The following is an 11,395-nucleotide window of genomic DNA, read 5'->3' on the forward strand; positions in this document are numbered from 1 at the left end:
GTAATGTATTCTGAATCTACTCCATGTTGTACATTATAAGCAGGTTTAAGTTGTCCATTTTTCATAGCATCTTCCTTCATCCTCATAAATGTTGCATCATTATCTGTTTTTGAATAGCTGTTGCGATCACCACAAATATATATTTTCTGAGTATATTCCTTTAGCTTATCCATGTATTCCTCAAGTTTTTCAATAGAGCGCTGCAATGAAGTTTTTCTTTTTCCACATCCATATACAAACTCTATTTTTTCTTCATGTTTAAGAGCATAAAGTTTTTTACGGAGCTTTTTTACGTGCTTCATTTTTACTTTATTCTGATAAACAAGCTTAATGCCGTATAATTCCTCACATTCAGCCACTAAATCTGCTAATTTAATCAGTAGCTTTTCTAAGTTTTTTGTAACAGCTTTTTTCCAAACAAAAGTATATTTGTTTGCACAAGCCTCAATTTTTGTGCCATCAATAAAAACAGCATCTCCAGATATCTCTCCTATAGCAAAAAGAAACTTTGTCATTTCAGCTAGAATTCTTTCAGCACAGGGTGCAAAATGCAAACTTCTAAACCTTGCAAAGGTTGAATGATCGGGTTTTGGTGAATTTTCAAGAAGGTACATGAAGTTAATATCACGATGGCAAGCTGTTTCCATGGACCGTGATGAATAAATATGATTCATGTAAGAATAAAGTACAATCTTCAGCATCTGACGTGGTGTTGCTTGATTTTCCCTAACTCGGGAATAAGTCGAATATAAATCTTCTAAATCCATCTCCTCTACAAATTGACTTAGCAAACGCACCGAATCATTTTCTGGGATCATACAATCGATATTTATTGGAAGTTTTAATTGAAAATATCTTTGATTAAGCGTATAATTTTTTTGTAAAATGTTATGTTTTAGCATACTAATATTTTACCATAAATCCCTTACTTCTCGAAGTTCGGGATTTATTTTTTTACATAAAAAAGGAGCTACGCACTAATCACTTAGTGCGACAGCCCCTTTAAATTTATTATTCTGCAGATTCTTCTAAGTAAGCACCGTCAAAGTAAACTTGACCTAGAGTTAAAACTCTAACTCCTTTAACTTCTGGTTTTGCACCTTTAACCTTAGTATAGTAATATAATGGAATTATTGGCATTTCATCCATTAAAATATCTTCTGCTTGTTTCATGTATTCCCATCTCTTAGCATCATCTGATTCAGTTTTAGCTTTAGCAACTAGTTCATCATATTTAGCATTGCTAAATCCAGCGTCATTGTTTCCGCCGCCAGTTACCCAAATATCTAAGAATGTCATAGGGTCAACATAGTCTGCAGACCAACCATGTCTAGCAATTTCATATTGTCCTTCTTGTCTAGTATTTAAGAATACTTTCCATTCTTGGTTAGTTAATTCAACTTTAACACCTATCTTTGCCCAATCTTGTTGAATAACTTGAGCTATATCTTTGTGAGATCCTTCAGTGTTATACATGAATTCTAATGTTGGAAGGCCTTCTCCATTTGGATATCCTGCTTCAGCTAATAATTCCTTAGCTTTTTCTATATTAGCAACATTTGCATCATAATATTCTTTTGAAGCAAAGTCTTCACCCTTTTCATTTAAAATACCAACAGGTACAAATGAATGTGCAGGTACTTGACCAGCTTTAGTAACATTTTCTACTATAGCTTTTCTATCTATAGCTAAAGCAAGCGCTTGTCTTACTCTCTTATCGCTTAAAACTTTTTTAGCATCAGCATCTAAAGTATCTTGTTTACCAACATTGATTACTAAGAAATAAGTTGCTAGGTTAGGATAAATTGTAACTAATCCTTCATTTTTTCCGTTTTCAATTTCTGCTGGTGGAACAGTATCGATCATATCGAATTCACCTGATTTTAATGAAGCATAAGCAGTATTTTCATCAGTAACCATCTTCATTACTAGCTTATCAAGTTTTATCGCATCTTTATTCCAGTAATTTTCATTCTTTTCAAATACGAATTGATCTTTCATTGTCCATTCTACAAGTTTGAAAGGTCCATTTGAAACATATGTTGATGGATCTAAAGCCCAACCTTCTGGATCTGCAGAAACTATATCTTCTCTTAATGGGAAGTATATTGGGAATGCCATTAATTCTGGGAAATAAGCTGTAGGTGCTTCTAATGTAACCACTAAAGTATGATCATCAACTACTTCAATTCCCAATTCATCAGCAGTTACTTCACCAGCATTGAATTTTGCAGCATTCTTAATATAGAATAATTGGTAAGCATATTTAGAAGCTGTAGCTGGATCTAAAGCTCTAACCCATGAATATTTAAAGTTTTCAGCTGTTACAGGTTCTCCGTCTGACCATTTAGCATCTTTTCTTAATTTAAAAGTATAAACTAATTGGTCATCAGATACTTCGTATTCCTCAGCAACGCCAGGTATTGCCTTTTCATTTTCATCAAGTCTTAATAAACCTTCAAAAGCGTTACTAATTATTGTTGAACCTCCGAGAGAAGTATTCAAAGTAGGGTCGATTGTTTCTGGATCTTCCCCTAAGTTGTAAATTAATGTCTGTCCTTCAGTTGCTTCTTCTTTAGACCCGCAACCAGCAAATACTGACATTCCAAGCGCAAGTGTTAGTGCAAGCGCACAAAGTCTTTTTAGCTTGTTCTTTTTCATAATTTTTCCCCCTTATTATTTTTTATTTATCTAAATTGCTTATGCAATAGATAGCTTATTTATTAAACAAATGACAGGCAACAAAGTGACCAGGTTCAACTTCCCTAAGTTCTGGATCAACTTCACCGCAAATTGGTTTAGCATATCTACATCTACCCTTAAACCTACAACCAGGTGCTGGATCAATCGGAGATGGTATATCTCCTTCTAAAATAATTCTCTTATTATTTTTAGCGACCTTTGGATCTGCAATTGGTACTGCAGAAAGTAAGGCTTGAGTGTATGGATGTTTTGGTCTTAAATAAACATCATCTGCTGGTCCCTTTTCAACCATTTGACCTAAATACATAACTCCAATATGTGTAGAAATATGTTTAACCATTGATAAATCATGGGCAATAAACAAATATGTTAAACCAAATTCTTCTTGAAGTTCTTCAAGCATATTAATTACCTGTGCTTGTATAGAAACATCAAGAGCGGATATTGGCTCATCACAAACGATAAAATCTGGTTGCACTGCAAGAGCTCTTGCAATACCTATTCTTTGTCTTTGTCCTCCTGAAAACTCATGAGGATATCTGCTAATATGACTACTATTTAGTCCTACTCTTTCTAATAAGTACATTATTCTTTTATTTCTTTCATCGCCCTTATATAAACCATGTATATCTATAGCTTCTCCGATAATGTCCCCAACAGTCATTCTTGGATTAAGAGAAGCATAAGGATCTTGGAATATCATTTGCATATTCTTTCTTAAAGGAACCATTTTCTTTTCACTATATCTTGTTATATCTTCACCATTAAAGATAATTTTTCCTGATGTTGGTTCATATAACTTTAAGATAGTTCTTCCTGTTGTTGTTTTACCACAACCAGACTCTCCAACTAAACCTAAAGTTTCACCTCTTTTTATTGTAAAAGAAACATTATCTACTGCCTTTACATAGCTTTTTTTAGTAAATAAACCTTTATTAGCAGGGAAGTATTTACAAAGATTTTTAACTTCTAAAATAACATCATTTTTCTTTTCCATTATTCTTCCCCTCCCTTAATTGGTGCTTCAACTTTTGGTGCATTTTCATGATTTAACCAACATGCAGCTCTATGTCCTTCAGATATTTCAAATAACGGTGGAAGATGATCAACACAAACCTTCATTGCATATTTACATCTTGCCGCAAAAGGGCATCCTACTGGTGGTTTTAATAAGTCTGGTGGTTGCCCTTCAATTGGCTTTAATTTTTCTTTTTTCTCACTTTTTGGATTAGGAACACTATTTAATAATCCCCAAGTATATGGATGTCTTGGATTATAGAATATATCTTCATCAGTTCCTTCTTCTACTATTATTCCACCATACATTACATTTATTCTTGTACATAAATCTGCAACAACACCTAAATCATGTGTTATTAAGATTATAGAAGTATCTAATTTATTTTTTAAATCCTTCATTAAATCTAATATTTGCGCTTGAATAGTAACATCTAGAGCTGTAGTAGGTTCATCAGCTATAATAAGCTTTGGATCACAAATTAAACTCATTGCAATCATAACTCTTTGTCTCATTCCACCTGAAAACTCATGAGGATATTGTTTTAATCTTTTTTCAGGGCTTGGAATTCCTACTAATTTTAACATTTCAACCGCTTTTTCTAAAGCTTCTTTTTTTGATATTTTTTTATGTTTTATTAAATGCTCTGTTAATTGTTCTCCTATAGTATATAATGGGTTAAGAGATGTCATAGGATCTTGGAAAATCATAGCCATCTCATTTCCTCTTAACATTTGCATTTCTTTTTCTTTTAATTTTGAAATTTCTTTATCCTTAAACTGAATGCTATCAGCCTCTATAACAGCATTATCTGGTAATAATCTCATTATAGACATCATAGTAACAGACTTACCGCATCCAGATTCTCCAACTATACCTAAAGCCTCTCCCTTATTTAAGTAGAAAGAAACCCCTCTTACTGATTGTACATCACCAAAATGTGTTTTAAAGGAGGTCTTTAGATTTTTTACTTCTAATAACTTACTCAATTGTTTCTCCTCCTATTTTTTATTCTTTGGGTCTAAAGCTTCTGTTAAACCATCTCCAAACAAGTTAAACGCTAAAATAATTAAGCAAATCATACCTGCTGGGAATAACAACTGATAAGCAGCCGTTGATAATAATCCACTAGCATCATTAGCCAATGTTCCAAGAGAAGCTAATGGAGCATTGATTCCTAAACCGATAAAACTTAGGAAAGCTTCAGTAAATATAGCTGAAGGTATAAATAATGTTAATGTAACTAAAATAGATCCCATTGAATTAGGTATCAAATGTTTAAATAAAATTCTTGTATTTGATGCGCCTAGTGCTTTTGCTGCTAAAACAAACTCTTGTTGTTTTAGTTGAAGAATATCACCTCTAACTATTCTAGCCATACCTACCCAATAAGATATTGCCATAGCTAAAATTATAGTTACAAGTCCTGTTGAACCTTCTTTTTTGAAAGATGCCATCAAAATAATAACATATATTTGAGTTGGTATAGAGTATAAAACATCAACTATTCTCATCATTATATTATCAACTTGACCGCCAAAGAAACCAGCAATACTACCATATAAAACTCCTATAACTAAATTAATAGCTGCGGCAGCAATTGCAATAATTAAAGAATATCTAGCACCATACATTACTCTTACAAACAAGTCTCTTCCTAAGTTATCAGTTCCAAACCAATGTTCAAAGCTTGGTCTTAAATCTTTTGCTTGAAGATTTATATCATAGTATGTATATCCTTTAATTTTTTCAAAAAGTATTGGTCCAAAAAAAGCAAATAACATGATAACTATAATTATACATAGTGAAAATATCGCTAATTTATTTCTCTTTAATCTTCTCCAAGCATCAGCCCAATATCCAATACTTGGTCTAACTATTTGTTCAAATTCCTTTTCATCATCTTTTAAAGGAGTAAATAGTTCTTTATCTATGTTCAAATTTTTTAAATCGTCCATTCCTTTACCCCCCTAATTATCTAATTTAATTCTTGGATCTATTAGAACGTAAACTATATCAACAAGTAAGTTACATATTACTATTAGCGTACAATAGAATGCTGTAACTCCTAATAATGATGTATAATCTCTATTAGTAATAGTTAAAGTAAATTCATTACCAAGACCAGGTATAGCAAATATTTTTTCCACTACAAAAGATCCTGTTAAAACACCTGCTATTAGTGGTCCTAAATAAGTGATAACAGGTATTAACGAATTTCTTAAGGCATGTTTTAATATTACTGCTTTTGCACTTAATCCTTTTGCCTTAGCAGTTCTAATATAATCAGACTTTAATACGTCTATTAACTTTCCTCTTGTTAATCTTGTTATTGAAGCCATTGAACTTCCGGATAATGCAATTACAGGCATTATATAATTCTTAGGCTTGCTTAGTCCTGTAGCTGGTAATATTTTTAATTTAACTGTAAAAATATAAATTAAAAATGTTCCCATTACAAAACTTGGTATAGTTATTCCCAAGGTTGATATTACCGTACAAACTCTATCAGGCCATTTATCAGCATTTAATGCCGCAACCACTCCAAGGGAAACTCCAACTGCTACTGAAAACGCTATTGCTACTATACCTACTTTAGCCGAATTAGGAAAACTTTGTTTTATAGTTGTTAATACTGCTCTACCTTTATATTTCATGGATTTACCAAAGTCACCCTTTAATAAATTCTTTATATAAAGTTTATATTGTTCTCCTACAGGCTTGTCTAATCCATATTTTTCATTTAATTGAGCCTTCATTTCTGGAGTTATTTTTTCTCCATCAAATGGGCCACCAGGCATCATTCTTACCAAGAAAAATACTATTGTTATAACCGCCCAAATAGTAATTATACTTGTTAAGAGTCTTTTACCTATATACTTTACCATTTGTATAAACCCCCATTCATTGTTCTACACACATTCCAAATTGTAGATATTATTAATTATATTATATTATTTGAATTTGTCAATTAATATTTTAAATTTATATTTATTATTTTAATAAAATATCAATTTTTTTACTTAATAATTTAAGTTTGAAAATTTTTCAAAAACACATTAGTAAACATTTACATAGGCTTTTTCACTAGATTTTTGCAAGTTTAGCTTCTCCAAATTTCATTTTATTATTAGCAATTTTATTTAATACATTTATTAAATTATTAATACATTTATATTATTTCTTTTAATTACATTCATAATAAATATATTTATTACGAGATTACTACCTAAGATTATATTTCCTTTTTTTTATTAAATTATACATTATTTATTTATATATAATTATATTTCTATGATTTTCTCACAATATTTTAAAGCAAAATTAAAATTTTAATATTCTTAACATAATCAGAAATATAATTAATATAGTTAAATATTAATAACTATATCAAGATTTACAAAAAAGAAGAGTGCTTCCACTCTTCTTTTTAAATTACTTACATAAAATAAGTACTATTTTTTACTTCTGTATATTAGATATTATCTAACCAGCTATAATCAAAATCTATATTACATCTTCTTTTTTCTCATCTGTTTTTTCTTCTGATTTATTAACTTTTTCCATTTTTGAAATTGATACTTCATAAGCTACTTTCTTAACTACTTCAGTCTCGCTTATCTTTTTTTGATATTCTCTGCTTTGTAATCTTCCCCAAACTCTAATATTATCTCCTACTTGTAGAGTTTTACAAAATCTAGAGTTTCTTCCCCAAGCAATTGTAGGAATATAATCTGATTTATTATAAGCTCTATTTACAGCCAATAAAACATCAGCAATTTCTCTACCAAAAGGTGTTGTTCTATAAACAGGTTCTTTACAAATAAAACCATCTAAGAAAATTTCATTTGGATTCTTACTCTTTTCAATACAAGGTTCTATGTTTCTTGCAAATACAGTTAAAATTAATTTATTAGCTCCATCAACAAATTTATTATATGATCTAAGTTGACCATCAATTATTATCTCTTTACCAATAGACATATCCATATTTGCAATTAATCTTTCAGATACAGTTACATTCAAAACATCTACAGAGTCACTTAGTCTCATTACCTCTAAAAAAAATGTATAAAAGCCTTCCCCATACATTTCATGACTAAATTCTAATTCAGATACAATTTTCCCCTCTAAATATATCTTATTATTTAACATTAAGTTATCCATAAACTAACCCCTCTCTCCCTTAGTAATTTTAATGATAATTTTAAATCTTTAGGATATATTTCCATTATAATACAAAACAACATCATTTTTCAATAATTTTAATTACTTTTTATTTGCTCACCATTTATGTCTATATAATAGTTATCTTCATAAATTAATTTTCCAACTGGAACAAAAGTATAACCTTTACTTAACAATTCTTTAATTATTCTGTCTAGATTAGCTGGAGTATACTTTGCATCATTATGAAAAAGTAAAATTGAACCACTTCTTACTCCTTTCATAACCCTGTTATACTCAATATCTGCGCCCAGTTCCTTCCAGTCAACAGAATCAACATCCCATTGGATACATTTATATCCTAAATTATTTATAAATTTTACTGATCTTTCATTATAATCTCCACTTGGAAACCTAAATAGATTTGTTTTTAGCCCTGTTACTTCTTCAATTACTTTATTTGTCTTTTCAAGTTCTTCTCTCATCCTATTTTCATCTATTTGCGAAAACATTGGATGCTTATAACTATGGTTTCCTATTTCATGCCCTCCTTCCATAATTTTAATGAGTTTTTCTTTATTTTCTTCACTATAATTTACCCAAGCTCCCATAATAAAAAAGGTTGCCTTTACATTATATTTTTCAAGTATATCTAATATGTTATAAATTTCATCCTTCTCCGCCCAATTTATATCAAAAGTTATAGAAACAGCTTTATCCTCTCTTTTTACTCTATATATCGGTATGGATTGTTCCGCTTCTGAATTTGTATATATATAATTTTCATTTAATATAATAGATGTTATAATAAACAAAATTAAAATAAAAAAGTTAATAATTACTTTATGTCTTCTTTTCAAATAATTATCCTCCAAAACATTATTCATTAATCTATATTCTTCTTTAATAATATTAATGACAATATTATTAACTTAGAAAAATTTATGATATAATTAAATTATACTTTCTAAGATGGAGGTTAAAAATGTACGAAAGTTCAGCTGAATTAGCAGAAAATAAATTATTAGTTTTGTATGTTATAAATAATTTAAAATATCCAATTACTAATGCTCAATTAACAGAAATAATCCTTGAAAATAATTTTATAAATTATTTTACCTTACAACAATATATTAGTGAACTTATTACATCTAAGTTCCTAAGGTATGATAAAGTCAATGATAAGAATTTAATTTATATTACGGAAAACGGAGTAAATGCCCTTACTTTTTTTGCTGACAGAATTACCCCATTAAAAAAGAAGATAATCGATGATTACCTTCTCTCAATGGAGGATTCAATAAAAAAAGAGCTAAGCATAAGCGGAACTTATACCTTAAATAAAGATGGAACCTACTTAATTGATTTACAGGCATTAGAAAATGAAAATTTACTTCTTTCATTAAAAATAACTGTTCCTAATAAAAAGCAAGCTTCTTCCCTTACTAATAAATGGAAAGAAAATCCTACTGATATATATAATAACATTATGAACCTTTTATTTAATGAGGAGCACTAATATAAAGTCATAGCATTAGGTTCTTTTCCTACTGTTATGGCTTTTCTACTTCCTTCAACTAAATTTAAAATAATGACTCTCCCCTGCAAATAATCTAAAATTATAAGCATATCCTTTTCTTTTAATATAGCCTTCGGCATTCCACCTACATAAATCTTTTTTACTTCTTTATATAACTTTCTATTAATTATACTTATAGTCCCTTCCCCAAAATTACATACATATAATTCTTCCATAGTTTCTACTATATCCATAGGTTCTTTTCCTACCTTTATTTTACTAACAGCCTTGCTAGTAGTTAAATCAAATATTTCTATATAACCACCTAAACTATTTCCCATATAACTTTCGCAAACATATAAATATTTATTGTCTTTAGAAATTTTAATTTTAGTTGGATACTCATAAGTACTAATTTCTCCAATAACCTTATTTGTCTGTATATCTATTACGGATACATTATTACTAAGAAAATTAGATACAAAAATAAGTTTCTCATCCTTTTTAATTTCCATATTATGAGGCCAGCAATTTATTGCAATATCTAAAATTATTCTTTTTTCATTTAAATCGTAAACAGCCAAAACATTAGATTCTGAACAGGCTACATATAAACAGTTATCAGACTTTATAAGATCATTGGGATGAGCACCAACGTAGAGGCTGCTCTCTTCTTTAAAACTATTTAAATTAACTATGGAAACAGTGTTACTATAGCTATTAGCAGTATAAAGAATATTATTCTCAAGGTATATACCGCTTGGACCTAATGATCTTTGAAAAAAGCCTAAATCTATTTTTTTAACACTATAATCTTTAAGAGATATTTTACTAATAGTATCACTGCCTGTATTACAAACAAGTAAATAGTCCATAGAGCACCTCCCTTTATAAGCTAAAATACAAATTCCTATCCAGATTAAAATCCATATTATAATATATGAAAGAAAAGAATTAATGGGACAACTTCCTGTATTTTGTTTCATTTTTCCACATTTTTTTCTTCATTTATTATTAAAATAAATATATAATATAGTTTGTGTTATGTTATATATTCAATAAAGGAGGTATAATATGTTTGTCTATAAAACAAAAGGGGTTTGTTCAACAGAAATACATCTTGAAGTAGAAAATAATTTGATAAAAAATGTTGAATTTATTAGAGGGTGTGCAGGAAATCTTTTTGGAATTTCTGCTTTAGTTAAAGGTATGAATATAGATGATGCTATATCAAAATTAAAAGGAATAGATTGTAAAGGAAAAGGCACATCATGCCCAGATCAATTATCAAGGGCTTTAGAGGAATATAAAGCTGCTAATTTATAAATTGAAAAAGGTAATCTTTTACCTTTTCTTTCCTTCCTCTTTTTTATATAAAAAAAGAGCAGCCAATGCCACTCATTTTTAAATATAGTAAATTAAATTTTCTGTTGATTTATTATAATCTTTTACTAAATCTTCTAAAGTTATTGATTCAAGGTAATTCTCAATCAAGGTATTTATATTGTTCCATAAATTTTTGTTCATAAAGTCTTCCAATTCATTTTCTTCATTATTATTTACATCTATAAAAATATTTTCACCTTCAAGAACCTTAAGGATTTCCCCTATGGTTATCTCACTTTTCTTCTTTACTAAATTATAGCCGCCTTGAGCCCCTTTACGTCCTACAATTATTCCACCCTTTCGGAGCAAAGCAAATATTTGCTCCAAATACCTTTCTGATATATTTTGCCTTTCAGAAATTGTTTTTATAGTTATACATTCTTTTTCTGCATTTATAGCCATATCCATTAAGGCTCTTAATCCGTACCTTCCTTTTGTAGAAATTTTCACTTAATCACCTTTTTCTAATTATATTCTATAATTCACTAGTGTTTAATTTTTAGAAAAAATTTTCAGTTGACATTTGGACTATAATCATTTTTTATAACAAAATTCTTAATTCAAACTAATATGGAATATTATTCCTCGTTTAATGGGCAGAC

12 protein-coding genes are annotated in these 11,395 nt (G+C 29.3%); 2 read left to right on the forward strand and 10 right to left on the reverse strand.

All coding sequences use genetic code 11. The features are described from left to right. From KQI16_RS06355 to KQI16_RS06390, 8 genes are all read right to left on the reverse strand, one after another. Nucleotides 1–902: transposase (locus tag KQI16_RS06355; RefSeq protein WP_216432848.1), on the reverse strand; the 902-nt coding region annotated here is incomplete at its 3' end. A gap of 109 nt (nt 903–1,011) precedes the next feature. Beyond that, nucleotides 1,012–2,661, reverse strand: coding sequence for a peptide ABC transporter substrate-binding protein (locus KQI16_RS06360; RefSeq protein WP_216432849.1), 1,650 nt, complete (start codon nt 2,659–2,661; stop codon nt 1,012–1,014). A gap of 55 nt (nt 2,662–2,716) precedes the next feature. Continuing rightward, nucleotides 2,717–3,700 carry an ABC transporter ATP-binding protein gene (locus KQI16_RS06365; RefSeq protein WP_216432851.1) on the reverse strand — a complete coding sequence of 328 codons (984 nt, stop codon included), beginning with the start codon at nt 3,698–3,700 and terminating at the stop codon, nt 2,717–2,719. Continuing rightward, nucleotides 3,700–4,710, reverse strand: coding sequence for an ABC transporter ATP-binding protein (locus tag KQI16_RS06370; RefSeq protein WP_216432854.1), 1,011 nt, complete (start codon nt 4,708–4,710; stop codon nt 3,700–3,702). The genes KQI16_RS06365 and KQI16_RS06370 overlap by 1 nt, the downstream gene beginning before the upstream one ends. A 12-nt stretch (nt 4,711–4,722) precedes the next feature. Next, a complete protein-coding gene (locus KQI16_RS06375) occupies nt 4,723–5,679 on the reverse strand; it encodes an ABC transporter permease (RefSeq protein ID WP_216432856.1) in 957 nt (318 codons plus the stop codon). A gap of 12 nt (nt 5,680–5,691) precedes the next feature. Further along, nucleotides 5,692–6,609, reverse strand: a complete 918-nt coding sequence (locus KQI16_RS06380; RefSeq protein ID WP_216432858.1) for an ABC transporter permease — start codon at nt 6,607–6,609, stop codon at nt 5,692–5,694. A 619-nt stretch (nt 6,610–7,228) separates the two neighbouring features. Beyond that, on the reverse strand, nt 7,229–7,888 hold the full coding sequence (locus KQI16_RS06385) for a single-stranded DNA-binding protein (RefSeq protein WP_216432860.1): 660 nt from the start codon (nt 7,886–7,888) through the stop codon (nt 7,229–7,231). A gap of 98 nt (nt 7,889–7,986) precedes the next feature. Then, nucleotides 7,987–8,748 (reverse strand): polysaccharide deacetylase family protein, encoded by a 762-nt coding sequence (locus KQI16_RS06390; protein WP_216432862.1) that lies wholly within the window; start codon nt 8,746–8,748, stop codon nt 7,987–7,989. A gap of 125 nt (nt 8,749–8,873) precedes the next feature. On the opposite strand from KQI16_RS06390, the gene KQI16_RS06395 reads away from it, so the two are divergent. After that, the gene (locus tag KQI16_RS06395; protein ID WP_216432865.1) at nt 8,874–9,407 is read left to right on the forward strand and encodes a DUF4364 family protein; all 534 of its coding nucleotides are present in this window, start codon (nt 8,874–8,876) and stop codon (nt 9,405–9,407) included. On the opposite strand, the gene KQI16_RS06400 is transcribed toward KQI16_RS06395, so the two are convergent. After that, the gene (locus tag KQI16_RS06400; RefSeq protein WP_216432867.1) at nt 9,404–10,282 is read right to left on the reverse strand and encodes a YncE family protein; all 879 of its coding nucleotides are present in this window, start codon (nt 10,280–10,282) and stop codon (nt 9,404–9,406) included. The genes KQI16_RS06395 and KQI16_RS06400 overlap by 4 nt on opposite strands. A 199-nt stretch (nt 10,283–10,481) precedes the next feature. Here KQI16_RS06400 and KQI16_RS06405 point away from each other — a divergent pair, with 199 nt between their 5' ends. Then, nucleotides 10,482–10,733 carry a TIGR03905 family TSCPD domain-containing protein gene (locus KQI16_RS06405; protein ID WP_216432869.1) on the forward strand — a complete coding sequence of 84 codons (252 nt, stop codon included), beginning with the start codon at nt 10,482–10,484 and terminating at the stop codon, nt 10,731–10,733. 78 nt (nt 10,734–10,811) lie between these two features. On the opposite strand, the gene KQI16_RS06410 is transcribed toward KQI16_RS06405, so the two are convergent. Next, entirely contained in the window at nt 10,812–11,243 is a 432-nt protein-coding gene (locus KQI16_RS06410) for an RrF2 family transcriptional regulator (RefSeq protein WP_216432871.1), read from the reverse strand. Nucleotides 11,244–11,395 lie beyond the last annotated feature (152 nt).

Source organism: Caproiciproducens sp. MSJ-32, assembly GCF_018918055.1.
Taxonomy (GTDB): domain Bacteria; phylum Bacillota; class Clostridia; order Clostridiales; family Clostridiaceae; genus Clostridium.